Source organism: Bradyrhizobium sp. USDA 4461 (assembly GCF_054055655.1).
Genome location: NZ_JBSRXM010000001.1, coordinates 3457311 through 3483952, shown reverse-complemented (window position 1 = coordinate 3483952; position 26642 = coordinate 3457311). Strand labels below are relative to the sequence as shown.

The 26642-nt window shown below is 65.2% G+C and carries 30 protein-coding genes and 1 tRNA gene; 12 read left to right on the top strand and 19 right to left on the bottom strand.

The window, feature by feature from the left end; all coding sequences use genetic code 11:
- Positions 1 to 65: 65 nt before the first annotated feature.
- Entirely contained in the window at positions 66 to 1058 is a 993-nt protein-coding gene (locus tag ACVINW_RS16280) for an aldo/keto reductase (protein WP_456752243.1), read from the bottom strand.
- Positions 1059 to 1167: 109 nt separating this feature from the next.
- Here ACVINW_RS16280 and ACVINW_RS16275 point away from each other — a divergent pair, with 109 nt between their 5' ends.
- The 3 genes from ACVINW_RS16275 (at position 1168) to ACVINW_RS16265 (ending at position 4617) form a co-directional block, all read left to right on the top strand.
- Positions 1168 to 2061: a LysR family transcriptional regulator gene (locus ACVINW_RS16275; protein ID WP_456752242.1), complete on the top strand. Its 894-nt coding sequence runs from the start codon at positions 1168 to 1170 to the stop codon at positions 2059 to 2061.
- Between the two features lie 157 nt (positions 2062 to 2218).
- Positions 2219 to 2503 (top strand): hypothetical protein, encoded by a 285-nt coding sequence (locus ACVINW_RS16270; RefSeq protein WP_456752241.1) that lies wholly within the window; start codon positions 2219 to 2221, stop codon positions 2501 to 2503.
- A gap of 401 nt (positions 2504 to 2904) precedes the next feature.
- On the top strand, positions 2905 to 4617 hold the full coding sequence (locus tag ACVINW_RS16265; RefSeq protein WP_456752240.1) for a hypothetical protein: 1713 nt from the start codon (positions 2905 to 2907) through the stop codon (positions 4615 to 4617).
- On the opposite strand, the gene ACVINW_RS16260 is transcribed toward ACVINW_RS16265, so the two are convergent.
- Complete coding sequence (locus ACVINW_RS16260; RefSeq protein ID WP_456752239.1) at positions 4545 to 4865, bottom strand: PilZ domain-containing protein; 321 nt, start codon at positions 4863 to 4865, stop codon at positions 4545 to 4547. The genes ACVINW_RS16265 and ACVINW_RS16260 overlap by 73 nt on opposite strands.
- 381 nt (positions 4866 to 5246) lie before the next feature.
- On the opposite strand from ACVINW_RS16260, the gene ACVINW_RS16255 reads away from it, so the two are divergent.
- The 4 genes from ACVINW_RS16255 (at position 5247) to ACVINW_RS16240 (ending at position 9572) form a co-directional block, all read left to right on the top strand.
- On the top strand, positions 5247 to 6764 hold the full coding sequence (locus ACVINW_RS16255; RefSeq protein ID WP_456752238.1) for an AMP-binding protein: 1518 nt from the start codon (positions 5247 to 5249) through the stop codon (positions 6762 to 6764).
- A 144-nt stretch (positions 6765 to 6908) separates the two neighbouring features.
- Positions 6909 to 7880, top strand: coding sequence for a S1C family serine protease (locus ACVINW_RS16250; RefSeq protein WP_456752237.1), 972 nt, complete (start codon positions 6909 to 6911; stop codon positions 7878 to 7880).
- 23 nt (positions 7881 to 7903) lie between these two features.
- Positions 7904 to 8971 carry a carboxylesterase family protein gene (locus tag ACVINW_RS16245; RefSeq protein WP_456752236.1) on the top strand — a complete coding sequence of 356 codons (1068 nt, stop codon included), beginning with the start codon at positions 7904 to 7906 and terminating at the stop codon, positions 8969 to 8971.
- Positions 8972 to 9365: 394 nt separating this feature from the next.
- Positions 9366 to 9572 carry a hypothetical protein gene (locus tag ACVINW_RS16240; RefSeq protein ID WP_456752235.1) on the top strand — a complete coding sequence of 69 codons (207 nt, stop codon included), beginning with the start codon at positions 9366 to 9368 and terminating at the stop codon, positions 9570 to 9572.
- Between the two features lie 9 nt (positions 9573 to 9581).
- On the opposite strand, the gene ACVINW_RS16235 is transcribed toward ACVINW_RS16240, so the two are convergent.
- A complete protein-coding gene (locus tag ACVINW_RS16235; RefSeq protein ID WP_456752234.1) occupies positions 9582 to 9884 on the bottom strand; it encodes an AzlD domain-containing protein in 303 nt (100 codons plus the stop codon).
- Complete coding sequence (locus ACVINW_RS16230) at positions 9877 to 10554, bottom strand: AzlC family ABC transporter permease (protein ID WP_456752233.1); 678 nt, start codon at positions 10552 to 10554, stop codon at positions 9877 to 9879. The genes ACVINW_RS16235 and ACVINW_RS16230 overlap by 8 nt, the downstream gene beginning before the upstream one ends.
- Before the next feature lie 74 nt (positions 10555 to 10628).
- On the opposite strand from ACVINW_RS16230, the gene ACVINW_RS16225 reads away from it, so the two are divergent.
- Complete coding sequence (locus tag ACVINW_RS16225; protein ID WP_456752232.1) at positions 10629 to 11231, top strand: CGNR zinc finger domain-containing protein; 603 nt, start codon at positions 10629 to 10631, stop codon at positions 11229 to 11231.
- A gap of 16 nt (positions 11232 to 11247) precedes the next feature.
- Here ACVINW_RS16225 and ACVINW_RS16220 read toward each other — a convergent pair whose 3' ends face one another.
- From ACVINW_RS16220 to ACVINW_RS16195, 6 genes are all read right to left on the bottom strand, one after another.
- Positions 11248 to 11925 carry a DsbA family protein gene (locus ACVINW_RS16220; RefSeq protein ID WP_456752231.1) on the bottom strand — a complete coding sequence of 226 codons (678 nt, stop codon included), beginning with the start codon at positions 11923 to 11925 and terminating at the stop codon, positions 11248 to 11250.
- A 36-nt stretch (positions 11926 to 11961) separates the two neighbouring features.
- A complete protein-coding gene (locus ACVINW_RS16215; RefSeq protein ID WP_456756409.1) occupies positions 11962 to 12699 on the bottom strand; it encodes a sulfite exporter TauE/SafE family protein in 738 nt (245 codons plus the stop codon).
- A gap of 134 nt (positions 12700 to 12833) precedes the next feature.
- On the bottom strand, positions 12834 to 13556 hold the full coding sequence (locus ACVINW_RS16210; protein WP_456752230.1) for an LrgB family protein: 723 nt from the start codon (positions 13554 to 13556) through the stop codon (positions 12834 to 12836).
- Entirely contained in the window at positions 13553 to 13939 is a 387-nt protein-coding gene (locus tag ACVINW_RS16205; RefSeq protein ID WP_456752229.1) for a CidA/LrgA family protein, read from the bottom strand. The genes ACVINW_RS16210 and ACVINW_RS16205 overlap by 4 nt, the downstream gene beginning before the upstream one ends.
- A 270-nt stretch (positions 13940 to 14209) precedes the next feature.
- Complete coding sequence (locus tag ACVINW_RS16200; protein ID WP_456756408.1) at positions 14210 to 14656, bottom strand: PaaI family thioesterase; 447 nt, start codon at positions 14654 to 14656, stop codon at positions 14210 to 14212.
- 5 nt (positions 14657 to 14661) lie between these two features.
- On the bottom strand, positions 14662 to 15096 hold the full coding sequence (locus ACVINW_RS16195; RefSeq protein WP_456752228.1) for an acyl-CoA thioesterase: 435 nt from the start codon (positions 15094 to 15096) through the stop codon (positions 14662 to 14664).
- Positions 15097 to 15190: 94 nt separating this feature from the next.
- Between ACVINW_RS16195 and ACVINW_RS16190 the strand changes: the two genes are divergently transcribed.
- The gene (locus tag ACVINW_RS16190) at positions 15191 to 15748 is read left to right on the top strand and encodes a TetR/AcrR family transcriptional regulator (protein ID WP_456752227.1); all 558 of its coding nucleotides are present in this window, start codon (positions 15191 to 15193) and stop codon (positions 15746 to 15748) included.
- A gap of 65 nt (positions 15749 to 15813) precedes the next feature.
- On the opposite strand, the gene ACVINW_RS16185 is transcribed toward ACVINW_RS16190, so the two are convergent.
- Positions 15814 to 16305 (bottom strand): hypothetical protein, encoded by a 492-nt coding sequence (locus ACVINW_RS16185; RefSeq protein WP_456752226.1) that lies wholly within the window; start codon positions 16303 to 16305, stop codon positions 15814 to 15816.
- A gap of 218 nt (positions 16306 to 16523) precedes the next feature.
- On the opposite strand from ACVINW_RS16185, the gene ACVINW_RS16180 reads away from it, so the two are divergent.
- Together ACVINW_RS16180 and ACVINW_RS16175 are read left to right on the top strand one after the other, a co-directional pair.
- Entirely contained in the window at positions 16524 to 16808 is a 285-nt protein-coding gene (locus ACVINW_RS16180) for a PsiF family protein (RefSeq protein WP_456752225.1), read from the top strand.
- Positions 16809 to 16957: 149 nt separating this feature from the next.
- Positions 16958 to 18043 carry an AbrB family transcriptional regulator gene (locus ACVINW_RS16175; protein WP_456752224.1) on the top strand — a complete coding sequence of 362 codons (1086 nt, stop codon included), beginning with the start codon at positions 16958 to 16960 and terminating at the stop codon, positions 18041 to 18043.
- Between the two features lie 136 nt (positions 18044 to 18179).
- Here ACVINW_RS16175 and ACVINW_RS16170 read toward each other — a convergent pair whose 3' ends face one another.
- A complete protein-coding gene (locus ACVINW_RS16170) occupies positions 18180 to 18752 on the bottom strand; it encodes a disulfide bond formation protein B (protein ID WP_456752223.1) in 573 nt (190 codons plus the stop codon).
- Between the two features lie 157 nt (positions 18753 to 18909).
- Between ACVINW_RS16170 and ACVINW_RS16165 the strand changes: the two genes are divergently transcribed.
- Positions 18910 to 18994 (top strand) — tRNA-Leu (locus ACVINW_RS16165).
- A 657-nt stretch (positions 18995 to 19651) separates the two neighbouring features.
- Here ACVINW_RS16165 and ACVINW_RS16160 read toward each other — a convergent pair.
- Genes ACVINW_RS16160 through ACVINW_RS16130 form a run of 7 tightly spaced genes read right to left on the bottom strand, consistent with a single transcriptional unit; the run spans position 19652 to position 26539 of the window.
- Entirely contained in the window at positions 19652 to 20140 is a 489-nt protein-coding gene (locus tag ACVINW_RS16160) for a Zn-ribbon domain-containing OB-fold protein (RefSeq protein WP_456752222.1), read from the bottom strand.
- Positions 20137 to 21333 (bottom strand): thiolase C-terminal domain-containing protein, encoded by a 1197-nt coding sequence (locus tag ACVINW_RS16155; RefSeq protein ID WP_456752221.1) that lies wholly within the window; start codon positions 21331 to 21333, stop codon positions 20137 to 20139. Before ACVINW_RS16155 ends, ACVINW_RS16160 begins: the two co-directional genes overlap by 4 nt.
- A complete protein-coding gene (locus tag ACVINW_RS16150; RefSeq protein ID WP_456752220.1) occupies positions 21330 to 22613 on the bottom strand; it encodes a CaiB/BaiF CoA transferase family protein in 1284 nt (427 codons plus the stop codon). The genes ACVINW_RS16155 and ACVINW_RS16150 overlap by 4 nt, the downstream gene beginning before the upstream one ends.
- 46 nt (positions 22614 to 22659) lie before the next feature.
- Positions 22660 to 23880 (bottom strand): ABC transporter substrate-binding protein, encoded by a 1221-nt coding sequence (locus ACVINW_RS16145; RefSeq protein ID WP_456752219.1) that lies wholly within the window; start codon positions 23878 to 23880, stop codon positions 22660 to 22662.
- 28 nt (positions 23881 to 23908) lie between these two features.
- Positions 23909 to 24865, bottom strand: coding sequence for a PDR/VanB family oxidoreductase (locus ACVINW_RS16140; protein WP_456752218.1), 957 nt, complete (start codon positions 24863 to 24865; stop codon positions 23909 to 23911).
- 14 nt (positions 24866 to 24879) lie between these two features.
- The gene (locus ACVINW_RS16135) at positions 24880 to 26199 is read right to left on the bottom strand and encodes a Rieske 2Fe-2S domain-containing protein (RefSeq protein WP_456752217.1); all 1320 of its coding nucleotides are present in this window, start codon (positions 26197 to 26199) and stop codon (positions 24880 to 24882) included.
- Positions 26200 to 26212: 13 nt separating this feature from the next.
- Positions 26213 to 26539 carry a hypothetical protein gene (locus tag ACVINW_RS16130; RefSeq protein ID WP_456752216.1) on the bottom strand — a complete coding sequence of 109 codons (327 nt, stop codon included), beginning with the start codon at positions 26537 to 26539 and terminating at the stop codon, positions 26213 to 26215.
- Between the last annotated feature and the right edge of the window lie 103 nt (positions 26540 to 26642).

Here is a 26642-nt window from a genome sequence, read left to right as displayed (position 1 = left end):
TCGAGCCGGGCGATGACAGGTGTAGCTGGGGACGCAGGCGCGCGTCCCGCGACGACGGAAAGCGCTTAACGCCCGACCAACCCGAGCAGTTGCTCCGGATAGCGCGCGCCCTGGACTTCGACTGCGGTGACGGCGCTGCCGATGTCGGCGAGGTCGGCCGCGGTCAGCTCGATGTTCGCTGCGCCGATGTTTTCCTCGAGCCGATTGAGCTTCGTGGTGCCCGGGATCGGCACGATCCACGGCTTTTGCGCCAGCAGCCAGGCAAGCGCGATCTGTGCCGTGGTCGCGCCCTTGCCGGCTGCGATCCGGCCGAGCTGATCGACCAGCGCCTGATTGGCGCGGCGAGCCTCCGGCGTGAAGCGCGGCACCAGGTTGCGGAAATCGTCGCCGGCAAACGTCGTGGACGCGCTGATCGCGCCGGTGAGAAAACCACGGCCCAGCGGGCTGTACGGCACGAAGCCGATGCCGAGCTCTTGCAGCACCGGCAGGATTTCCGCTTCCACCCCGCGATCCCACAGCGAATATTCGCTCTGCAAGGCCGTCACCTTCTGCACCGCATGCGCGCGGCGAATGGTTTGCGCGCCGGCCTCCGACAGGCCGAAATGGCGCACCTTGCCGGCGGCAATCAGGTCCTTGACGGTGCCGGCGACGTCCTCGATCGGCACCGCGGGATCGACCCGATGCTGATAGAACAGATCGATGATGTCGATCTTCAGCCGCTTCAGCGAGGCATTCGCGACCGCCCTGATGTGCTCCGGCCGGCTGTTCAGCGACCGGTGCCGCTCGGCCATCGAGCCGAGATCGAAGCCGAACTTGGTCGCGATCACGACCTGGTCGCGGACCGGCGCCAGCGCTTCGCCGACCAGTTCCTCGTTGACGTAGGGGCCATAGACCTCCGCGGTATCGAAGAAGGTGATGCCGCGCTCGACCGCGCCGCGGAGCACCGCGATACCCTGTGCCTTCTCGAGCGCCGGGCCGTAGGCGAAGCTGAGGCCCATGCAGCCGAGGCCGATCGCCGAGACCTCGAGGTTGCTGCTGCCGAGCTTACGTTTCTGCATGATGTCTCTCCACGTCGATGACCTGAATTCGTCGTCGCGGGATTTAGGACGTGCATCGGCGGAGCATTAGACGTAAAAATCAGGATGGACTTATGAGCAGGGCTCATGAATGCCGCGGCACGACGTCAACGACCTGATCGCCTTTCTTGCGGTGGCGCGCGAGCGCAGCTTCACCCGCGCCGCAGCGAGGCTCGGCGTGTCGCAGTCGGCGCTGAGCCATACCCTGCGCGCGCTGGAGGAACGGCTGGGCGTGCGGCTTCTGACCCGCACCACGCGCAGCGTCGCGCCGACCGCGGCCGGCGAACGATTGCTGCAAGGCATCGGCCCCCGTTTCGAGGAGATCGACGCCGAACTATCAGCGCTCAGCGCCATGCGCGACAAACCCGCCGGCACCATCCGCATCAATGCCGGCGAGCACGCGGCCGAGACGATCCTGTGGCCGGCGCTGGAAACGTTCCTGCCGCGCTATCCCGACATCAAGGTGGACCTGACCGTCGACAACGGTCTCGCTGATATCGTGGCGGAACGCTTCGACGCCGGCGTCCGGCTCGGCGAACAGCTCGCCAAGGACATGATCGCGGTGCGGATCGGGCCGGATTTCCGCATGGTCGTGGTCGGTGCTCCCTCCTATTTCAAGCGGCGCGAGCGCCCGAAGCGGCCGCAGGACCTGACCCAGCATGCCTGCATCAACATCCGCCTGCCGACCCATGGCGGCATCTATGCCTGGGAATTCGAGCGGCGCGGCCGCCCGCTCAAGGTCCGCGTCGACGGACAATTGGTGTTCAACAGCACGACCTTGCGGATCAAGGCGGCGCTGGCCGGGCTGGGACTGGCCTATATCGCCGAGGATCAGGTGTGCACGCAGCTCGCCAAGGGCCAATTGATCCAGGTGCTCGACGACTGGTGCGCGCCGTTTCCCGGTTATCACCTGTATTATCCAAGCCGCCGGCAATCCGCGCCGGCCTTCGCCCTGCTGGTCGATGCGCTGCGCTATCGCGGCTGATAGTCGCCGACGCCCGACACACGCAGATGTGCATCACGGTTGAGCGATGGCCCTTGCAACCGGAGCAACACGTCCGACGTTATCGGTGATATCATCGCGCGGGCTTGACGGACGTCACATCTTCCGCCGCGGCTGTCGCGCCATCCCGGACCAGATCATGCGCAAGACCACATTCGCCATCATCGTCGCCGCCGGCCTCACCCTCGCGCCGGACCAGCTTCTCGCCCAAGGCGCGGGCGGCTCCCCGCTGCCGCCGCGTCCCGGCGACCGCGCCGCGCCGTCGGGTAGCGCGCTTCCGACCCAGAGTGGCCAGCGCTATGCACCGTCATCCGGCGGCAATTTCAGTGCAGCGCCGGCGCTTCCGGGCTCGACAACCGGCAATGCCGGCAACACCAACAGCGCGGGGGACGCCGTGCAGCCGCCTGCTCGCGTGCGCCGTTGAAGGCGCACTGATGCGTCCGGCGACTTCACGTCGAACTCGACTTTAGTCGCGAGCTAGCGCACAGATCGCGGCACCCGCATAATTTGAGGGTGCATTTTTCCAAATCCACAGGTTGTATGTTACCTAATCGATCCAACCGTAACTGAATGTTAACGGCCCCCACGCGACATGGCCGTGTGACAACCACAGGTAAATTAGCGGAACACCACAACCGCAGCCGAAGTCTCGGCGCGATGTCCGCGAAGTTTCCCGCGGTCAACCTCGTCGCGAGCGGGTTCCGCATCCGCTTCATCCGGGTGTTCCTGAATGCCGCAGCCTGGCTTCCGATCTGGTCCAGCTGGAGCATCGGGCACGCATTCCAAATGCACTGCGCGCGAGCGGACGGACAGGACTAGCCGCCGATGCACGCGCCCCTGGTCAAGACGGCTGCCACCCACGTTCAATCGATGCGTGAGGCGGCTTGGCGGTGGCTGGCGACGGCGGTGGCGCTTGCGATCGTGTTGCTGGCTCCGCTTCTCGTCATCGACGTGCCGCCGCTCACGGACTATCCAAATCACCTCGCGCGGTTCTTCATCCTGGCCCATCCGGACGACCCGGTCCTCTCGAAGATGTATGCGCCACACTGGACGATCCTGCCCAATCTCGGCATGGACGTTATCGGGGCAGGGCTGCTGCGCATAACCGATCCCCACACGGGTGGCCGAATATTGCTGGCGCTGTGCCTGCTCGGCCCGGTCGGCGGCGCGGTCGTGTACCACCGGGTCGCTTTCGGCTGCCGTTCCTACTGGCCGCTGGCGTCGGGCCTGGTCGCCTACAACGCAGCCTTCTTCATGGGCTTCATGAATTTCCTGCTCTCGCTGGGCCTTGCGCTGGTCGGTGCGGCCGCCTGGGTTGCGCTGCGCCGGCGGAATCGTTCCGGATGGAAAACGCTGGCCGGCGCGACCGCCGCGGTCGCGACCTTCTTCACCCACATCTTCGGGCTGGCCTTTCTATTCCTCCTGATCGGTGCGGAAGAGGCAGCGGAGGTCCGGAAACGCTGGTCATCGGGCACGGTCACCGTACACGATGTCATGCAGGCCGCGATCCCGATCCTGGTCGCGCTCGCTCCGGCGGCCGTGTTGTATCGACTCAGTCCGTTCGGCGACGCCGCCACGTCGCTCGGCGCGTGGCATGCGATCGTCAAATTGATGAGGCTGTTCAGCGCGTTCACGATACCGGGCTTTAACCTGACGATCGTGACTGCCGTCGCCTTCGTCGTCGCGCTGTTCGCCATGCGTCGTCATCTCGCATTCGCTCCGGGAATGCGGCTTGCGATTGCCGTGCTGGCAATCGTCTACATCGCCGCGCCGCTGCGGATGAAGGGAGGCTCCCACATCGATCTGCGGGCTGCGGTGATAATCGGATTGCTGCTGTTCGCGGGCGTGCAGCCGCGGATCGCGCGGCGCGAGGCAATGATGTTCGGCGTCGTCTTTGCAGCCTTGATTCTCGTCCGCTCGGCCTATGTCGCTGCGACGTGGATGGACAGCCGGGACGACCTTGCCGATCTGCGCGCGGCGATCGCCGGCGTCGAGCCCGGTGCGCGCGTGCTGGCCGCGACGGGATCGACGGAAGAACGGACGATGGCGCCTCCGGCGCGACGCACGCTGCCCTGGATCTACCGGCTGACCTACCACCTCCCGGCGTTGCTCCTCATCGAGCGCAGAGCGTTCTGGCCATTGTTGTTTGCCTACCCGGCGCAGCAGCCGGTGACCATTCTGCCGCCGTTCGATCGAATGTCTCACCCGCTGACGGAGCCGATCGACTGGAAGGTGCTGGCCAACGAACCGTTCTCGGCGAAAACCCTGCGATGGGCGCGCTACCTGGTCGACTGGCGTTCGAACTTCGACTATGTGCTGCTGATCGATCCAAAGCCTGGATTTCAGCCGATCGAGAAGCTCACGCCGCTCCATGACGGCGAATTCGCAAAGCTCTATCGGGTGGAACGGCCGGACGGGCTCGCGCCGCATCGAACCGGCAGCCAGACGGCGGCAGAACCTTTCGGCTATACGGCGCCGGCAGGCTCCGCGGCCGGCTCATCCGGCTCGGCTTCTGCCATCACGAATTTGAGCCCGTAGGTGTTGCCGCGACGCCAGACCACCTCGCAGGGATAGCGCTTGGCATGATCGGCGAGCAGCGTCAGCGCAAGGCGGTCCTTGACCTCGAACGCGACCTCGGTGGTGATCTTGGCGCCGCCGGGCGAAATATCGACCACCGCGCATTCGTTCTCGGTGGCGCCATCATCGACCGTGATCCACGCCGCACGGTTGTTGAGCTGGCGCCGCGGCTCGCGACTGACCTTGATCCGTGCTCCATTGCTCGCCATCGTCGTCGTCCTTGAAGACATTGGTCCTTGAAGACATTGGTCCTTGAAGACATTGGTCATTGAAGACATTGGTCATTGAAGACATTGGTCATTGAAAACTGGAATCCGCGCACGCCGATCGGCGTGCCGGCACAGAACCGCACCGGTCACAATGCCGTCCCCCCGTAAAGTCCGGCTTAGCGTGATCGCTTGAACTTTACCGGAATCTTGACGGGGCTTTTAGCGAACCGGGATTCCACAATATCATCAGCAGGATATCGGCTGCGCGAGCAGCCGTCGGCTTGACATCGAGACCACATAATTGGTGAAGTGGCGGCCGTGGCCCTCGCCACATCCCTGCAACAAGAGCGCTTCAAGCCGCCTTTCCGACGGAAACGACCCATGCTTCTCCCCCTCGCCGACGTGCCGCGCTGGTATGCCGAACGCAAGCCCGCTGATGCGATCGCGATCAGTCATGGCGCGGAGACGCTGACATGGCATCAGCTCGAGCGCCGCGCCAATGCGCGGGCGCGCGCCTTCGCCGCGAAAGGCGTCAAGCCCGGCGACTTCGTCGCGATCGGGCTGCCCAACAGCAACGCATTCTTCGAGACCAGTTTCGCGGTGTGGAAATGCGGCGCGACGCCGACCTCGCTGTCGTGGCGGCTGCCGCGCGGCGAGGCAGCCGCCGTGCTCGAGATTCTCAAGCCGTCGTTGGTGGTCGGCGGCGAGGCCGACTGGAATGCGCCGAACTCGCTGCCGGTGAATTTTGTGCCGGAAGGATTTTCCGAAGAGCCGCTCGATGCGCCGGTCGCGCGCTACTGGAAGGCGATGACCAGCGGCGGCTCGACCGGGCGGCCGAAGGTGATCCTCGATCACAACCCCGCGGTGATCGAGACCACGACGCCGCTGATGCTCGGGATTCCGCATCAGGCCTCGCTGCTCAACCCGGGGCCCCTCTATCACAACGCGCCGTTCATCCTGGCGCACTCCGCGCTGTTCGGCGGCGGCAAGCTGACCGGCATGGTGAAGTTCGACGCCGAGGAAACGCTGCGGCTGATCGAACGCGAGCGCGTGCAATGGGTCAATTTCGTGCCGACCATGATGCACCGGATCTGGGCGCTGCCCGACGAGGTGCGCAAGCGCTACGACGTCTCCAGCCTGCAGATCGTGTTTCACATGGCGGCTCCGATGCCGCCCTGGCTGAAGGAGAAGTGGATCGAGTGGCTCGGCCCGGAGCGGGTGTGGGAGCTCTATGGCGGCACCGAGCGGCAGGGCGCCTGCGTGATCTCGGGCGTCGAATGGATGGCGCACAAGGGCTCGGTCGGCAAGATCGGCGAGACCGCGAAGCTGCGCATCATCGGCGAGGACGGCAACGACGTTAAGCCCGGCGAGACCGGCGAGATCTATTTCCTGCCCAATGACGGCGCCGGCTCGACCTATCACTATCTCGGCGCATCGCCGAAGCGGCGGCCGGACGGCTGGGAATCGCTCGGCGATATCGGCCGGCTTGACGAAGAGGGCTATCTCTATCTCGGCGACCGGCTCGCCGACATGGTGCTGCGCGGCGGCGCCAACATCTATCCGGCCGAGGTCGAGGCCGCGGTCAGCGAGCATCCCGAGGTGCGTTCCTGCGTCGTGGTCGGATTGCCCGATCCGGAATTCGGCCAGCGTGTGCATGCGATCCTCGAACTCGCCGAGACTGCCGATGCGCAAGCGATCGCCGACGGCATGGGCGATTTCCTGAAAGACCGGCTCAGCCGCTACAAGCATCCGGAAAGCTTCGAGCGCGTCGGCACCGCGCTGCGCGATGATTCCGGAAAGGTCCGCCGCACCATGCTGCGCGACGAGCGCGCCGCCTGGATCAAGGACAACCGCGCCTTCCGCATCATGCCGGCACGTGCGGCAACAAAAACCGAATAGATTCGTTTGATCTTGCGAGGGGCAGGTCTGCACGCCAGATGAGCTGTGCAGGCCGCCGCGCAGGGTATATCATTCCATCTTCCCTGCCGGCAGAACCTCGCACTACTATGAGGTTCCAGCACGCTGCGCGCCAGGAGATCCCTAATGCCCTCCACCACCGAATGGAAAGTGCCAGCGGCCTTTCAGCCCCGCCCCGAGGATTATCGCTATGACCTCGATCGTGCACTGATGAGCGTGGTCGGGCTGCATTCGATCATTCCGCCTGACGCGTTCAGTGCCGAGACGCTCGGCACCGAGCGCACCGGCAACGGCGTGGTGATCGACCGCGGGCTGGTGCTGACGATCGGCTATCTGATCACCGAAGCCGCCACCGTGTGGTTGCATCTCGGCGACGGCCGCGCGGTCGAGGGCCATGCGCTCGGCTTCGATTTCGAATCCGGCTTCGGCCTGGTGCAGGCGCTGGGACAACTCGACATCGATCCGCTGCCGATCGGCTCGTCGGCGGCAACCCAGGTCGGCGACAATGTCGTGCTCGGCGGCGCCGGCGGCCGCACCCGCTCGGTCGCAAGCCAGATCGCGGCCAAGCAGGAATTCGCCGGCTATTGGGAATACCTGCTCGACGAGGCGATCTTCACCTATCCGGCGCATCCGAACTGGGGCGGCACCGGACTGATCAACAAGGACGGCGAGCTGATCGGCATCGGCTCGCTGCAGCTCGAACGCGAGCGCTCCAGCCGTTCCGAACATGTCAACATGATCGTGCCGATCGATCTGCTGCGCCCGGTGCTCGGCGATTTGCGCAAGTTCGGCCGCGTCGACCGGCCGGCGCGGCCGTGGCTCGGCATGTACACGACCGAGATCGACAACCGCCTGGTGGTGGTCGGCGTCGCCAGCAAGGGACCGGCGGCGCGCGCCGAGTTGAAGACCGGCGACGTGATCCTCGCCGTCGACGGCGACAAGGTGACCGGCCAGACCGGCTTCTATCGCAAGCTCTGGTCGCTCGGTTCGGCCGGCGTCGACGTGCCGCTGACCGTCTACCATGAGGGCGTCACCTTCGACGTCACGCTGACCTCGATCGACCGCATGAAGCTGTTGAAGGCGCCGCGGCTGCACTAGGCAAAAAAGAAGAGGCAGTGGCGATGAGCGAGGCCGTGGTCGACGACATCGTGGCCGTGCTGCCGCCGCTGTTGCAAACGCTGGAATCGCTGGCCTTCGTCGCGCGCAACCTCAACCCGCCGGACTTCGATCGCGTGATGCAGATCGCGGGCGAGCCGGAGCAAGCCTTGCAGGCGGTGCAGCCGCGGCTCGCCGATTGGCCGGAAAAATTCGCGCACATCAAGGTCGCGCTGGAGGCTGCGATCGAACCGGCGCTGGCCGGCTATGCGGGGCTGCGCGCGGTGCAGAACGGCCAAGGCGACCTCGTCAGCGTGTTCCGCGCGCTGCGCCATCTGCCGCGCGCGCAGGAGGCGCTCTATCCGCTGACCGAATTGCCGCCGGTCAGCGGCTTCTTCATGGCGCCGGATTTGCGCGAGGATGCCGGGCTGCAGGCGAAGCTCGCGGCCAAGCCCAACGCCGACACCGGCATCTTCCACGAGCGCAACGAACCGGGCAGCCGCGGCGGCTTCTCGATGTATGTGCCGGAATATTACACGCCCGACCGCGGCTGGCCGCTGGTGATGGCGCTGCACGGCGGCAGCGGCAACGGCCGCGGCTTCCTGTGGAGCTGGCTGCGCGACGCGCGCAGCCGCGGCGCCATCCTGGTGGCGCCGACCGCGACCGGCCAGACCTGGGCGCTGATGGGCGACGACAGCGACACGCCGAACCTCAACCGCATCCTCGACCAGGTGCGCGAACGCTGGAAGATCGACGAGACGCGCATGCTGCTGACCGGGATGAGCGACGGCGGCACGTTCAGCTATGTGAGCGGCCTCGATGGCGCCTCGCGCTTCACGCATCTGGCGCCGGTCGCGGCGACCTTCCATCCGCTGATGGCCGAGATGGCCGATGCGGACAGGCTGCGCGGCCTGCCGATCTTCATCACCCACGGCAAGCTCGACTGGATGTTCCCGGTGCAGACCGCGCGGCAGACGCAAGGCTTGCTGTCGGCCGCCGGCGCCAAGGTGACCTATCGCGAGATCGACGACCTCAGCCACACCTATCCGCGCGAGATCAATGCAGAGATCATGCAGTGGCTGAATGGTGGGTGAGCCGACGGCACTTGAACTCACCTCTCCCCGTCACCCTGAGGAGCACAAAGCGCGTCTCGAAGGGTCGACGGCCCGGCTGCGGCTGGCTCCGGTTGCGTCGAGGCCGTGCATCCTTCGAGGCTCGCAAGCGCTCGCACCTCAGGATGACGTGTGAGAAATTGTAGCGAGCAGCCTCGCCACGCCGTCGTCCTGGCGAAAGCCAGGACGACACTGAACACATTCACACTCTCTCAGGATGACGGTCATGGATTGGCCGTGAATAGAACAACACAACTCATGCGCCTGCGGCTTGCAAGGCCGCAACCGGGAAGACGGTTGACGATGCGGCGCACCGAGCGCTGGAACCACAGCGAACCCTCCAACGTTATCCTGCCGACAGCGGAGGGATTAAGCGATGCGGACGTTTTTCGGCATGATCTTGGGCGCGCTCCTGCTGGTTTGCGGCGTCTATGTGGCCGATTCGATGCGGACATCGAGCGTGGCCAATGGCGAGGTCGCGCAAGACACCCGCACCATCGTCAATTGGGACGTCGCGGCCCATGACTGGAATCTGCTGAAGGCGCGTACCCGCGAGCAGTGGGACAAGATCGCGTCGAAGTAATCGCTGCCGTCACCATCCGATCGTGGACGCCGCCAGCGCAGCGCCGAACCCGGCTCCCAGCGCGGCCCATTCCCGCGCCGTGATCGCCATCGTCACCAGCGCGACCACGGTCCCGATCAGGCCTGCCGGCCCGCCCGACAGGCAGCCGCCGACAATGAATGCAATGAACAGATTGCCGGGCGCGAGCCGGAGAAACCGCGCGGCGATGCCGTCCTCGCGCATCGATGCGGCGAGAACGTATCCGCCGGCGCGCATGGCATAGCAGGTGATGCCGAGGATGCAGATGACGCCGAGGACCTGCAAGTCATGCATCGCTCGGCTCCATCATGCTCACGAGCGTGCCGCAGCCGCCTCCGATCAGCATCGACCAGCTGGGATCGACAAAGCGGGCGACGAGCAACGCGGCAACGGCCGAGGTCAGCCACGGCCAGGGCGATCGCGCGTTCTTCCATTGGCTCGGAATAAGAGTCGCGATGAACATCGTCGGCAGCAACGCGGCGGCAAGCCTGAGCGGTCCGTTTGCCGCGAGCGGGGCGGCATAGGCGAGCGCGGTGCCGCCGACCCAGCCGACCGCCATCGGGATGCTTGATCCCAGCAGATAGCCTGCATCAGGTCCGTTGCGGTCGGCGTCCGCGCTCGTCATCAGCCACGACGCATCCGCGAGCAGAAACAGGCTGGGCAGCATCTTCCGGGGCGCCAATCCGCCAAACAGCTGGCGCAGATGGGCGCCCATCACTAAGTATCGTGAATTCGTGGCGATGCAGGCAACCACCATGGCAACGACCGGCAGCGGACTGGCCCACATGCTCAGCGTGATCGCCTGCGCCGTGGCGGAGTAGACCAGCAGGCTGAACAGGATTGCATGCGCCGCCCCCAGCCCAAGCCCCTTGTAGGTCAGCCCCATCACGAGGCCGGCGGCGCCGTTGCTGAGCAGGAAAGGCAGCGCCGCGACCAGGCCCCGCCTGAATCCGGCTGTCGTCATCGTGGGGACGCGTTGAAACTGTCGGGCACTTGTAATGGTCATGACCATTAGATTAGACTTGGTGAGAGGCCGTGATGTCAAGAGACCCCGCGCGGGCAGCGACGCAGTTCTTCGGCGGACGGGTCTGCCTTGACTTCGCCAACACGCTGGACTGGCGCACCTCCAACGATCCGCAGGAGCTGATCCCGGATTATGCGGCGCTGTTGGCCTGGAGCGAACGCCGCGGGACCTTGCCGCTTGCTGCGGCCACAAAGCTGAAAGCGCGGGCGGCGAGCAGCGAGGCCGCTCGCGCGATGCAGACGGCGTATGAGCTGCGCCGCGACATCTGGCGCATCTCGGACGCGCTGCGCGGCGACCGCGCCGTGAATCTTGGTCTCGTCAATCGATTGCTCGCAGCGGCGCCCCGGCAGCCCGACCTTGTGCGGCAGGACCGTGGCTATCGCCATGCGCTGGCAGGGACCGATTTGACGGAGCCGTTATGGCCGGTGCTGTGGTCGCTGACGGCTCTGCTGGCGTCCGACGACGCCAGCCGGATCGGATGCTGCGAGGCCGATGGCTGCGGCTGGTTCTTTGTCGACGAGAGCCCGAACCGAACCCGCAGATGGTGCTCGAGCGAGGTGTGCGGCAATCGCGAGCGCGCGCGGCGCGCCTATGCCAAGCGCAAGGGCTCCGCGTGATTGAATGCCAAGGGACTTAGTTCTGCTCGGTCTTGCGGCCCATATTGGCCTTGCGCGCGTCGGCGATCACCTGCTCGAACTGATCCATGCTGAGCACGCCAGGCACCCGATACTTGCCGACGATGAATGACGGCGTGCCGTTGAAGCCGAACGCCATCGCCTGCTCGTTGTTGCGCGACAGGATCGCGTCGATCGCCTTGGCGTTGGTGTCGAGATCCTTCTTCAGCCGGTCCATGTCGAGCCCGGCGCCCGAGAGCAGCTCGGCGATGCGCGGCTCGGTGATGCGCGAATTGACCGAGATCATCGCCTCATGCGCGGCCTCGAACTTGTCCTGGTACTTCGCCGCCAGCGCCATCCGCGCCGCCACCTTGGAGACCGGCCCGAGGATCGGCCAGTCCTTCAGCACCAGACGAACCTTGCCGTCGTCCTGCACCACCTGACGCAGCTCCGGCGCGAGCTTGCGGCAATACGGGCAGTTGTAATCGAACCACTCGACAATGGTGATGTCGCCCTTGGCATTGCCGATCACAGGAATATCCGGATCGCGCAGCACCTGCTCCTCGGTCAGGACCTTGTCGTCCTCGGCGCGCGCGCCGCCCGCGGCCAAGAGCGCGATGCCGGCACCGATCAAGCCGAGCGCACCGCGCCGGGTGGCAGCGGCGTCGATCAGGGGTGATGTCGTCAGATGGTTCATGGCTGGCTTCCGGAAGGGCCCTTCGCCCTTCTACGTTCAGGACACGTTGATGTTACGCAGCAGCATATAGATGGCCACCACGATAATCACAGTCGCAAAGACAATATTCAGGGCGCCGCGGCGTTCCGACAGGTGCCGGGCACTGCGGGTGCCCAACAGGCCGCCCGCGATGCCACCGGCGACGAATAGCCCCGCCAGGCCCCACGACACCAGCCCGGACCACGCATAGCTCAGGGCCGTGGTCATGCCGAAGGCGGTGACGGCCACCAGCGAGGAGCTGACCGCGTTCATGATCGGCATCCCGGTCGCCAGCATGAGCGCCGGCACGATCAAGAAGCCGCCGCCGATGCCGAAGAAGCCCGACATGGTTCCGGTCGCAAGGCCAAGGCCGATGATCGCCGGCATGTTGGACATCGAGATCTTGACGTCGGTCAACCCGACCCGTGCGCGGGTCTTCAGCATCAGGCCCGCGATCACCAGCATCACGATCGAGAACAACGCGAGCAGCTTCTGGCCCTCCAGCATCTTGCCGAGGATCGAGCCACCGAACGCCCCGAGCATGCCTGACAGCGCGAACACCAGCGCGCAGGACCAGATCACGGTGCCGCCGCGGGCGTGGTTGGAGAGATTGATCGCGGCGTTGGCGGCGACCGCGATCGCCGATGTACCGATCGCGACATGCGGCTCGGGCACGCCGACCACATAGACCATCAGCGGCACGGCCAGGATCGACCCGCCACCGCCGACCAGGCCCAGCGAAAAGCCGACCAGCATGCCCGATGCCAGCCCAAGCAGGCTTTGAGTTGCAGAGAAGACCAAGGGAGACAGACTCGCGTTTGCGGCGGCACCCTAGAAGGATTTGCTACCTGATGCCATACCGATAGCACAAAACCGCCATGCAGCCGGCATCAGCGCAGCAAATATGTCACGGCCAGCGGTACCAGCAGCGAGGTGACCAGCGCGTTCAGGCTCATCGCGATGCCGGCAAAGACGCCGGCGACCTCGTCGACCTGGAAGGCGCGGGCGGTGCCGATGCCGTGCGCCGCGATCCCGGCGGCAAAGCCGCGGCCGCGGAAGTCGGTAATCCCTGTGAAGTTCATCAACGGCGTGACGATGACCGCCCCCATGATGCCGGTGAGGATCACCGACACCGCGGTCAGCGAAGGATCGGCGTGCAGGGATTCGCTGATGCCCATCGCGACGCCGGCCGTCACCGATTTCGGCGCCAGCGACAGGATGATGTCGCGTGGCAGGCCGAACGCCCGCGCCAGCAGCACCACCGAGACGATCGCCGTCAGCGAGCCGACCGCGAGCGCGACCAGCATCGGCAGCACCGCGGCCGCCACCCGCTTGCGGTTCTCGTAGAGCGGCACCGCCAGCGCCACCGTCGCCGGCCCGAGCAGGAAGTGCACGAACTGCGCGCCGGCGAAATAGGTGGTGTAGGAGGTTTTGGTCAGCAGCAGGAAGGCGCCGATGATCCACAGCGAGTGCAGCACGGGATTGGCGAGCGGATGCCGCCGCGTCTTCAGCGACACCGCATCGGTCGCGGCATAGGTCAACAGCGTCACCGTCAGCCAGAGCAACGGCGACTGCGAGAGGTAGACCCAGAGCGAGAACGGGTTGTCGCTCACGGCGCCTCCTTGTCGCGCGAGAACAGGCTGCTCGCCGCGACGAAGGTCGCAACCGTCGCCAGCAGCGTGACGATCACCGATACCGCGAGGATCACCAGGATCGTCGTGCCGTGTTCGGCGAGCAGATCGAGCTTCTGCACCACGCCGACGCCGGCCGGGATGAACAGTAGCGACAGATTGGCGAGCATGCCGCGGCTGGCGCTCTCGACGCCGTCATTGCGGAGCGGCCCGCGCGCCAGCGCCGCATACCGGTCGCGCGCCAACAGCAGCAACAGCAGCAGCACCAGCCCGACCACCGGACCCGGCACCGGCACGGCGAGCGCTCGCACCATAACCTCGCCGACGAGTTGGCAGAGCAGGATCAGACTGAGGCTGGCGATCATGGCAGGGCGCTCGCGCGAAGCATCCAGCTATCAGGTCGGCACGACGGTAGCTTGTCAATGCACCAGGCCTTGAGCGCGTGCGCAGATGCTAGGCACTCTGGTCGCTGATCCGTTGCGCCTTTCTCAAACCCGTCATCCTGAGGAGCGCGGAACGCGCGTCTCGAAGGATCGACGGCCACCAGCCGGGCCGTTCATCCTTCGAGACGCGCGCAAGGCGCGCTCCTCAGGATGACGGAACAGAGGCTGCGTACGCTTTTATTGCACGCGCCTCTATTGCTCCCGTCTTTGCAACGCCATCAGCGTGCCGCTCATGGTCGCGACCAGCGTCTCGAGGCCGTCCTGCACGGCGTAGGCGCGGCCGTCGCAGACGGTCAGCGTCCGGCCGGGCTTGATCACAGTGCCGCGGAACACGAACCGCTCGCCGCGGGCCGGCGCCAGCAGGTTGGTCTTGAACTCCACGGTGAGGATGTCGGAGCCTTCGGGCATCAGCGTGAAGGCCGCGATCCCGCAGGCATTGTCGAGACCCGCGGTGATGATGCCGGCATGCACGAAGCCGTTCTGCTGGCAAAACTCCGGCGCATAGGGCATCGCGAGATCGACTTCCCCCGGCTCCATCCGCGCGATCGAGATCCCGAGCGTCTGCATCGCGCGCTGGCGTGCGAACGTATCGGCCGCGACCGCGCGAAAATCGGGATTCTTCGGCTCGAAGCGGGGCATCGCGGTCACGCGCTCACCGGTTCTGACGGCACGAGATGCGGCATCGCGGCGTAGCGGATCGCCGGCGCGAACGGTGCCGCCTTGCGCGCGGCGCGGTCGATATGCACGGCGGTGATCTCGCAGGTCGCGGCGACCTCGCCGGCTTCGGCGTTGCGCATCTCGTGCAGGATGCGGATCGACTTGTCGCGGAACTCGACCAGCCGGCTCTTAATCTCGACGAGATCGCCGGCGAGCAGTTCGCGCTTGTAGGAGATATTCTGCTGCACGGCGGCCATGCCGCGGCCGGACTCGCGCAGATAGCTCGGCGTCAGGCCGAGCCGCGCGAACATGTTCCAGCTCGCCTCGTCGAACTTGCCGACATACCACATGACGTTCATGTGGCCGATGTGATCGCAGTGCCAGGGATAGACCGTGCCGCGATAGGTCGCCTCGCCCTCCATGGTACCCCTCCCTCGATTTTTGATACGGTAGCGTATCAAGGACCAAGCAGGCTAGCAATACGGTACCGTATCAGACCCGCTCCGCGGAGATCACATGACTGAAAGCAAGGGCGACGCCTGGGTCGCGGCCGGCTTTGCCGAACTTGCGCATAGCGGCATCGACGGCGTCCGGGTCGAGGTGCTGGCGAAGAATCTCGGTGTCACCAAGGGCGGCTTCTACCGCCGCTTCAGGGATCGCGCCGCGCTGCTCGAGGCCATGCTGGTGCGCTGGCGCGACGGCCGCATCGCCGCGATAGAGAAGCAGACCGCGCTCGACGGCGCCAGCGCGCGGGAGCGGCTGAAGGCGATCATCACGCTCTATTCGGAGCGCATGAACGCCGAGGCGATGGCAGTCGAACTCGCGATCCGGCAATGGGCACGCACCGACGAGGCCGCCGCCACGGCCGCCGCGAGCGTCGATGCCGCGCGGCTGAAGCAGGTCGGCCAGCTCTACCGCGCCACCGGGATGTCGTCTGAAGAGGCCGATGCGCAGGCCTTCCTGTTCTACTGCTTCATCTTCGGCCAGAGCCTCTTGTTTCTCGAGCGCGGCGCGCGCAAGCGCGCGCAACTGCTGGCGCAATCGGCGGACAAGCTGCTGGCGGAAGGCCAGTAGCAATGGCGTCAAAGAAAGCGGCCGGCTTGCGCCGGCCGCTCGTCAAACGTCAGCTCCGGCCGGGCTCAGGCGCCCTTGAGCTTCTTGTTGCATTCGCTGTAATAGCCGCCGCCCTTCTGGATCCACTTCATGCCGCCATTGCCGCCCGTGGTCTTGTTGGCGTTGTACTGGTCGAGGCAGCTGTGCATGCGCTGCTTGCCTTCGGTCTCCTTGGCGTATTTGGGATCGACCGCGTTCGGAAACACAGCGGGTCCTGACGGGGCTGCCGGTGCCGCGGCGGGAGCGGCTTCCCGCTTGGCTTCCTTCGGTGCAGCCGGAGCAGGTGCGGCAGCAGTGGGCGGCGGAGCGGCGGGCGCCGCAGCCGGGGTCGCATCGGCGCTGCACTGGGCCTTGCGGAAATCATTCCACTTCTGGCCGTTGAGGGTGCCGGCCGACTTGGCCGCTTGGTACTTGGCGCTGCATTCCTGCGCGGTCAGGGCCTGTGCCGGCGCGCTCGCCGCAAAGGCTGCAAAGCCCGACACCGCAATCACGCACAACAATCTGGTCTGAATGGTCATCCCTAGTCTCCCGTCATCCCTGGTTTCCCGTTGGTTTCCCTTTGGGGCTTGCCTTGGGGGCATTGGCGTAAGACCATTATCCTAGCGCAACCCCGACTTGCGACAACGTGCGGGCGCGCCTGGGCGCTAAAATATTGTGGCGGCAGGACGTCGGCATGTTCATCCACGGTTCAGCATCGCCGCGCAACGTTTCGGCTCCTTTCCTCACGAGGTGCCCCATGAAGACGATTACCACGTTCGCGACCGCGACTGCCGTTGCCTCCCTGCTGCTGATGGGCGGGGCTTTCGCGCAGACTGCCGCGCCCGCCGCCAAGGACGCCGCTCCGGCGGCCACTGCGGCCAAGGCGCCCAAGGAAGCCAAGCCGCGCACCGCCGAGTCGCTGGAATGCTCGAAGGAAGCCGACGCCAAGGGCCTGCACGGCAAGGAGCGCAAGAAATTCCGTTCCGAGTGCAAGAAGAACGCGGCGGGCGGCGGTGCCGCCGCGCCCGCGGCGACGAAGTAACGCGCGGATAGACCTCGACGTGTCCCTCACCCTCCCCAACCGGGGAGGGTGAAAATCTGTGCGCCGCGCGAGTCGCTCGCGTTTTCCGGCGCAATGCTGCAATCGCGAGATGCATTTGTCCCGTGGTTGCGGATTTGCCATAAGGCGGCGTGACCCTGATCCGCGCTTCGATGGCATCAGCCATTCCCGACCGCAGCAAAGTTCTGAACGGGCTCGAGACCCTCGTCATCGGCGCCGGCGGCGGCTTGCTGTTTTTATGGGCGGAATTGCCGGGCGGCCTGATCTCGGGCGCGATGGTGGCGGTCGCGCTCGCCGCATTGGCCGGCCGGCCGCTCGCGGTGCCGCCGGTGCTGACGCAATCGGTGCTGCTGCTGCTCGGCATCTCGCTGGGCTCGCTGATGTCACAGCAATTGCTGCAGCACATGAGCTCCTATCCGCTGACCATCGGCCTGTTGGCCCTGGCGACCTTCTGCTCGACCTTCGGATCGAGCCTCTATCTGCAACGCGTCCATGGCTGGGACCAGACCTCGGCCTTCCTCGCCGGCAGTCCCGGCGCGCTGTCGCAGATCACGATCCTGGCCGCGGAAAAGGGCGCCGACGTCGCGGCGATCGCCGTGGTGCAGACCATGCGCGTCATCATCCTGACCGCGGCGCTGCCGCTGGTGCTGGCACTGACCGGGGTGACGCATGCCGCGCCGCCGCCCTTGCCGACCACGGTCGCCTCGCCGTTCGGCCTCACAGCCCTGGTCGCCTTGTCGATCGGCGTATCGCTGCTGCTGCGCTGGATCAAATTCCCCGCCAGCTGGATGTTCGGCGCGATGCTCGCCTCCAGCCTGCTGCACGGCTCGGGCCTGATCGATGGCGGCCTGCCGCCGTGGCTCCGCAACATCGCGCTGGTCGGCATCGGCGCCATTATCGGCACCCGCTTCGCGCGGATGAAGACCTCGACCCTGCTGAGCCACGTCAATGCCGGGCTCGGCTCGTTCGCGATCGCGATCCTGATCTCAGCCGTGTTCGTCGCGGTGATCGGCTTCACCACCCATGTGCGGCTCGCCGACGTCGTGGTCGCCTTCGCGCCCGGCGCGATGGACGCCATGCTGGCGCTGGCGCTGACGCTGCATATCGACCCGATCTTCGTCGGCGCGCATCATCTGTCGCGCTTCCTGTTCGTCACCATCTCGACGCCGGGCATCATCCATCTGTTCGGCCGACCGCAGGACGACGTCGACGATTAGAAGCTCTCCGTCCCGTCATCCTGAGGTGCGAGCGGAGCGAGCCTCGAAGGATGAACGGCCCGGCCGGTGGCCGTGCATGCTTCGAGGCGCGCTACGCGCTCCTCAGCATGACGGATCAAGGGAAGCGGCCGCGACCTCAGGCCTTCGCGGCCCGCATCACGCCCCAGCCGGCGATCGCGGCCATCAACAGCGAGATCAGCACGTTGTAGCCGGCGAGCGAGATGCCGAGGAAGCGAAACTGCACCTCATCGCAGCGGACCACCTTGACCTTGTCGAGCTGGTCCAGCAGCGAGCCGGCCTTGCCGAAATCCACCATCGGGCCGGTGCAATCGGTCGGTCCCGGCCAGAATCCCCATTCGACGCCGGCGTGATAGCTGCCGAGCCCGGCATTGGCGAGCGCGGCAAGACCGAGGATCGCAAGGCCCGCCAGCAGCACCGGACGCGGCGCGCCGCGGGCGGCGGCGAGCGCCACCACGGCGCCGAGCGGGACCGCGAGGTAATAGGCGTAGCGCTGCTCGAGACAGAGCGGACAGGGCATGATCTCCAGCACGAGCTGGAAGAACCAGGCGCCGGCCAAGGTCGCCGCCGCGATCACGGCAATCGCCAGGGCCGAGGCCAGCGCGGGATTGCCGCTCGCCGAAGCATGCGACGGATGGGCGGTGGCAATCGTCACGGCGGTCCTCCTGGGAGCGTCATTCGGGAGGGTCATGGCCCTGCTCCATGCTCGATTGCGGTCGTATCGCGCGAAATTACCGCTGTCGAGGCGCCGGACATTCACATCCGCGCGGGTTGACCGTGACGGGCCGCCCGCTATAGTCCGCCGCGCTTCGCGACCCCGGCCCTTCCCGGTCTGGACCATCGCGAATGCCCCTGTGGCGGAACTGGTAGACGCGCTCGACTCAAAATCGAGTTCCGCAAGGAGTGCTGGTTCGATTCCGGCCAGGGGCACCACGGAAAAAATCTCAGTTATAACAATAACTTAAGACGCCAGTTCGATTCCGGATTTCGCCAAAAACTGTCGCAGCGAATTGAAAATCCAAGCATAAGCCCACTGCAGCGGTTCACCTTGCAGGTATTTTTGCTGGTATCGCCAAGCCAGACGCGCTGCGGCGAATTTCGCTATTCCGAACGATGGAATCGAGCAGATGGCGCGCAAGAATGATGGCCCTGTGGGTCCCACAGCAGATCTCACTAAGCTCGACTGCCGCCGTGCGATCGAAATTCGACATGAGCTACGGACCGCCGGCGCTTTTCGACTCGCGCACGAAGCGGATGAAGCATTGGGCTGATCGGAACTCCTTCGATGCCAAGAAGTCGATGCCGACAAGGTAGGCGCGCAGGCTTGAGTCTCCTAACGTCAAGCTGGTTGAGCTTGCCGAATGCAACCCGCGGCAAGCCGAGGTGATCGTCGTCGAAAGCTTGCGCCTGAAGTGCCGGAGAGCGGATCGATTTCGCAGCGCTCTTGCAACGCGTTGCGCTTGGCCACCTGAGTAAACCGCCGCGCTTACATACGCCCTGACCAAGAGACCGTCTGCGCTCGTGACCGCTGCCCTCAAGGCGAAGGCCACACGTTCGAATCGCAGGATTCCTTTCAATTTACGACACTAACTAGCCGGTCGAGTGACCGCTGACCTCGTCAGGGCCTTGCCGCAGCCGCCATTGCAGCAACGAAAAGGATGGATCGGACTCCGGGTGATGCTCGAAGACCCCCTTAACCTCAGTACCGATGACCACGGTCTGGCGGGGATCGCCCAGCAGATTACCCACCATACGCACGCCACCGGCGTCTGGTAGCTCGACGAGCACCGCGACGTATGGACCATGCTGCTTCAGCGCCGGGTGCGAGGGATGCCAGACGCGCTCCCAACTGAAGATGCGGCCGCTCGCCTCGACCTCGGTCCATGTGAGCTCAAAGGCATGACAATGATGGCAGATCCATTCCGGCCCGAATTGCCAGGAACTGCAGCGGGCACAGCGTTGCACCAGTAGGCGGCTTTCCCGCAGGCCAGCCCAATAGGGCGCCGAGAGCCCATCTGGCTCGCTGACTGGGATGGGTAATCCGGCAGGAAGATAGCGCGCATTGAGGGGCCCACTCATAAGGTCGCCTCCGAGGCCAAAATGAGGTTGCTGGCCGGCGTCACCATCGGGCCGCCGATCACCAGCGCCACATCGTTTCGTCGAACTTGGTTCGTCGAAGTTCCGCGTACCTGCCGAACGGCCTCCAGAACGAGCTCAAATCCGTGCATATAGCACTCCGCTAGATTGCCCCCGCTGGTGTTGAGCGGCAGCCGCCCGGACGGCGCGATCAGATTCTCGAAGGTCAGAAACTCGTTGGCCTCCTCGGGCTCGAAGAAGCCGTGCTCCGCCAGCGCCAGTACGACGCCGCCGGTGAAATTCTCATAGGCCTGGACTACGCCGATATCCGATGGCCCCACCCCGGCCATGCGATAGAGATCTGGGGCAACGGTGTCGAAGCTCGCGGTAGCATAGAGTGTCGCGTTGTGCGCAGTCGCCCCTGCGCGATGCCCGGAGCCGAAGGCCGCACCGAGCAGATAGGTCGGCTTGCGCTTGAAGTCGTTGGCGCGCTCCGCCGATACCAGTACCAGGGCCGCTGCGCCGTCATTCTCCATGCAGCAATCGTAGAGATGGAAGGGCTCCACGATCCAGCGCGAGGCATCGTATTTCCCGACGTCCAGCGGCTTGCCATGCATCACGGCGCGTGGATTGGCTTGGGCATGGTGATAGGAGGCAAGCGCAATCGCGCGCAATGCCTCTTGGCGCACACCGTGCTCATGCATGTAGCGCTGCACCCGCATGGCAAAGCGCTGCGGCGGCGCCAGCACGCCATACGGCATCAGATAGGAGCGTTCGCCCGAAACCGTGTGGATCTCGCCCGCCTTCCCGAACCGGCCATATTGGCCCTGCGACAACGCGCGGAACACCACGACACAATCGGCGAGGCCCGCGACGATCGAGGCGGCCGCATTGGCAACCGCCGCGCAGCAGCCACCGCCCCCTCCGCCCCATTGCATGGTCGCGGAGCGCAATCGATGCGTGCCCAGCGCCGCGGCCAGCCGCGACGCCTCGCTGCGATCGTCGCTGTAGGACGAGAACCCGTCGATCTCGCGCGGATCGAGTCCGGCATCCTCGCAAGCCGCCAGAATGGCTTTCAGTGCCAGCTTGAATTCCGGGTCGGGGGATGCACCGTGGCGATAATATTCCGTTTCACCGATCCCGATCACCGCGACACGACCCCGCAGCGTCCGTTCGTCCCTCGCGCGCGCGGTCACGACTTGGCATCCCGTCGCGAGGGCTGGCTGCCGAAGGCCCCGTCTGCGGCAAGGCGCGCGATCTTCGCCTCGTCATAGCTGAGCAGCTCACGTAGGACGCTTTCGGTGTGCTGACCGACGGCAGGTGCCGCAACGGGATCAACGATCGGCGTCCGTGAGTAGCGGATCGGCAGGTTCACATTCGGCACCCATCCCACGGTCTCGTGCGGGATCCGGGTGACGATCCCACGCTCCCTCGCCTCGGGTGAACGGATCGCCTCGCCGACAGTGCGCAGCTGCCCGCAGGGCACACCGGCCGCCCGCATCCGCGACTGCCAGTGTGACCAGGGCTGCCGGACAAAGGCATTGCCGAGGATCGCGAACAGTTCCTCCCGTCGGCGGATCCGATCCGGACCCGTCGCATAAACCTCGGCCACCGCAAGATCTTCGCGCTCGAGCACCTGCGCCATCAGGCGTTGAAAGATCTTGTCGTTGCCGCAGTTGATGTAGAAGCAGCAGTCGCTGGCCTGAAACACACCCGACGGGCACGTGTCCGGACTCGTGTTGCCGCTTCGCTTCGGATTGGCACCGCTGAACAGCGACTGCATGGTCGCGTAGCCGGTCATCAGGACCGCATTCTCGAACAAGGAGACCTCGATCGCCTGGCCCTGCCCGCTGCGCTCGCGCGCCAGCAAGGCGCCGAGGATCGCGTTGCTCGCCATCATCGCGGTGCTGATATCCATCACCGGCGATAATGCGCGCACGCCCTCGCGGTCGGCATAGCCGTTCATGGAGACAAAGCCGCTCTCGACCTGCGCGATTGGATCGAAGCCGAGCCGGTCCGAAAACGCCCCGTCGCGGCCATAGGCCGACACAGAGCAATAGACGATCTCGGGTTTGATCTTGCGGCAGCTCTCGTAATCGAGCCCCAGCCGCGCCATCACATCAGCCGAAAAATTCTCGACCACGACGTCAGCGGTCGCGATCAGCTCACGGGCGACCTTCAGGCCCTCAGGCGATTTGAGATCGAGCGCGACGCTGCGCTTGTTGCGGTTGGTCCAGAGAAACGGCGCACCGTGTCCGAGATCGGGGTGCATCGGGGGATAGCGACGCAGATCGTCGCCACGGCCCGGCGCTTCAATCTTGATCACCTCGACACCCATGTCGGCGAGGATCATGGTCGCGAACGGCCCCGCGATGAAGTGCGAGAAATCGATCACCCGGATCCCCTCGAGCGCCTTTGGCGCATCGGATGGACGCGGCGTGTGCTCGGGGAAGTCGGTTTCAAGCTGGTCCAGCATCACAGGTTCCGTGCGTTTGAGTCCAGGTTCATGAAGCGTTCGACCGTCAATTGCTCTTCGGCTCGACCAGCGAGCAGCCGCCTTGGTCGAGCGGCCGGAAGGCTTCGGGGCCTGTGAGCACGCCGACCTGCTCCATCAGGTCCCACTTGCTCTTCGAGACACTCGGGCTCTTCACCTTGAAGATGTACATGTTGTGGATAGCGCGGCCGTCCGCGCGGACCACGACCGGACCGAACAAAGCATCGTCGACCGGCTTCTCCTTCAGCTTCTGAATGACCGCCGGCGCGTCGTTGGTTCCAGCCGCCAACGCCGCGTTCAGATAGGCAAGGACCGAGGAATAGACGCCAGCATGGAACGCGGTCGGCGACTGCCCATGCTGACGCTCGCTGAACCTGGCCGACCAGGTGCGGCTGGCGTCATTGAGGTTCCAGTAGAACGGCTGGGTGACAATCAGTCCCTCGCCGACCGCAAGGCCGCTCGACTCCACATCGTTGGTGGTGGTCAAGAGCGCCGCAAAGGTACGTCCACTCTGTTTCAAACCGAATTCGGCGGATTGCTTGATCAGGCTGACCGTGTCACCGCCGGCGGTCGCAAACGCAACCACATCGGCACCCGACCCCTCAGCCTGCAGGATGAATGACGCATAGTCCGCATTGTTGATGGGTACATTGACCGACCCGAGCACGGTGCCGCCGCCGGCGCCGATCACCGCCGTTCCGTCGCGCACCATCGACTTGCCGAGCGCATTGTCGGTCGCGATGAAGTACCATTTCTTGCCGCCGTGACGCACGAGATAGGCACCGATGGTGTGCGAGGCCGCCCAGGTGTCGAAGGTCCACTGGATCGTGTTGGGCGAACAGTATTTCCCGGTCAGGTCCGAGGACGCGGCACTCGACGCAATCAGTGCCGCCTTGGTGCCGCGCACGACTTCGTTGACGGCGAGCCCGACGGCCGAGTTCGGCACGTCGGCGACCGCATCGACCTTGTCCTGGTCGATCCAGCGGCGGGCAATTGCGGCGCCGACATCCGCCTTGTTCTGGTGGTCGGCGGAGACGATCTCGACCTTGAAGTCGGGATGAAGCCGCATGAAATCTTCTGCGGCCATTTTGGCCGCCGTCACCGAACCTTCTCCGGCATTGTCGGAGTAAGGACCAGACGTGTCGTTGAGCACGCCGATCTTCAGGGAACGCTCAGCGTCCGCCGACGCAGGCGAACTGGCCCAAACAGCCAGAAGGGCTATTCCTGCAATGCGCAAAAGATACTTCATCGTTTCCACTCTTAGTGACGTTGTTGTTCTAGAGATCGAGCACCAGCGTGCGGGATTTGGCACCCGAGCAGCAGATCATGACGCTCTTGTTCGCCGCCTGCTCTTCCTTGCTCAGGAACTGGTCGCGATGATCGGGTATGCCCTCGAGCACGCGCGTTTCGCAGGTACCGCAGACCCCTTCGGTGCAGGCGTAGTTCGCGGCAACTCCGGCATCCAGCAACGCATCGAGGATCGTCTTGCCGGGCTCGACTGCAATCGTGCGGCTGCTTCGCGCCAGCTTGATGTCGAATCCGCCTTCGATGGCGGGCGCTTCCCGCGCTTTGAAATACTCCAGATGCACGTGATCGGCCGGGCGACCGGCAGCCGCCGCCTCGAATGCCTCGAGCATGGGTACCGGACCGCAGCAATAGAGATGTACGTGCACTGGCGCGCCTCTGACAATTGCCGGCAGATCGAAGGGCCGTCCCGCTCGCTCGTCGTCGAAATCGACCTGCGTCTTCGAGCGATTGGACCGAAACGTCGCGAGCTCGTCGAGGAACGCGGCGGCGGTACGCGTCCTTGCGGCGTAAAACAGCTCCCAGCTGCGTCCAAGCGCCTCCAGCCGTCGGATCATCGACAGCAGCGGCGTGATGCCTATTCCGCCTGCGATCAGGATCGAATGCTCGGCGTCCTCGTGCAGCACAAAATTGTTGCGCGGTTTCGAGATCGTCATGATGTCCCCGACCCTTACGGTGTCATGGACAAAACTCGACCCTCCCCGGCTTTCCGCATCCTTGTTGACCGCAATGACATACCGGTGCCGTTCGCGCTGATCGTTCACCAGCGAGTAGCTGCGGAGCATGCCGTTCGGCAGATGCAGGTCGATATGACTGCCGGCGGTGAAGGGCACCAATTCGGTGCCCGTTCGGGCAATCAGCTCGTAGGAATTGATCCGCTCGGCCTCGAGGCAGATCCGCTTGACAAGCACCTCCTGCGTGTCAGCCATATGGTTGGATGGGCTCACAGCTCGTACCCGAAATCGGCGCCGAGCTTCGCCCGCATGAATGGTGCGCCGACATCGACCCAGGAATCCTCCGGCGGCAACCGCAACGATACGGCCCGCACCATGAAGACGTCGGGGTCCGACACCCCCTTCGGCCTGATCGCGTGATCACGATGGGCGCCGAGCGCTTCCAGAATGAAGCGCCGCGTCATCGCGATGCCGGTATCGCTCGAGCAGAGCGTCTCCTTGGTGCGATCGAAGATCGGCGAGACACCACTCTGGCAGGCGCCGTCCTGCACCCAAAGGCCGGGCAAGCCGGAGAACCAGGTGGTCCGCTGCGCCTCATCGTCGAATTGGAAACCGTTCTGCGGATTGTATTTGGTCCAGTAGCCCGCGTACGGGACCGTCACCGGGTGCTCGACGAGGGCGTGGCGGCTGGCGTGACCGCTCTCGCGGCCCTTATGTCCTTCGACGAACACCTGCCGCGTCTTCTCCGGCAGCGGCGCCGACGGATGATAGGAGAACATGATGCAGAGCGTGTTCTCGTCATCGATCGGCACCCAGGCGTGCCCGCTCAGATCCGGGAACGGAGACAGCGGGGGCACCAGCGTGTAGAACGGCAGAAGGAACTGGTTGACGCGCCAGTACAGCGTGTTGGCATCGTAGTTGCGCCGCGCGGCGATGCTCATGCCGAAGTCCTGCTTGATGCATTCGAAGGTCGGCCGCAGGTCGCGCTTCTGGATCCAGGCGCTCGTCGTGCCCTGGGCGTCCAGCCGCCCGTGCAGCAGCGGCGCGTGCGCCGAGTCGATCTCACCCTCGACCGCCTGCAGCCAGTTGCACTCCTGGACCCGAACCGAGATGTGCACCTGCTCGGCCGGCACCAGATTCCATTCGAGGTTCGGCAGCGGCGGAAGCTCGGCCTGGTCGGGACCCATGTAGGTCCAGATCATCCCGTTGCGTTCCCTGCAGGGATAGGCCTTGATCCGCACCCGCTCCTTGAGGCGGCTGCGCACCGGCTCCGCCGGCATGTCCGTCACCGCGCCGGTGACGTCGAATTTCCAGCCGTGATAGACGCAGCGCAGCCCGCAATCCTCGTTTCGCGCAAAGACCAGCGGCGCGCCGCGATGCGGGCACGCCTGGTCGACCAATCCGATGCGCCCCTCGGAATCCCGAAAGGCGACCAAATCCTCACCCAGCAGCCGGATGCGCTTCGGCTGCCCGTCTTTGGCGAGATCCGCCGACGGCAGGAAGGGAATCCAGTACAGACGAAACAGGTCACCGAGCGGCGTGCCCTTGCCGACCCTGACCAGGCGTTCATTGTCTTCGCGCGAGAGCATGGGTTTGCCTCCTTCAATTGCGTGTGGCCGGGCCCGCCGCCCCGCCGAGAAGCGCGGCGACGCGGTCGGACAGTCCGAGATCCTGTGCGGTCCAAAGCGGATCGGATGCGGTGAGTGGCTTGCGCGGAATTGGAGGCTGCTTGCCCTCCTCCACGAGGCCGACGATCAATTCGATACGCCGCCGCTCCAGCTCCCGCAGGGCGTCCTCAACGACGGCGGCCTCGGCCGTACATCCCGGCAGCTCCGGATAGGTCAGGCGAACCCGCCACTGCCCGGGTTCGGTTTCAACCGCCTCGGCCTCAAGCAGATAGGGAATCGACAGCAGCTCACGCAGGTCCAAGTTCAACCTCCCTGCACGACGTCTCCGCGTTGATACGTATACGTACTACATGGTGAAGAGGCTGACAAGAGCCGGGAGCGATTGCATCGTTCGGGAGCAAGCT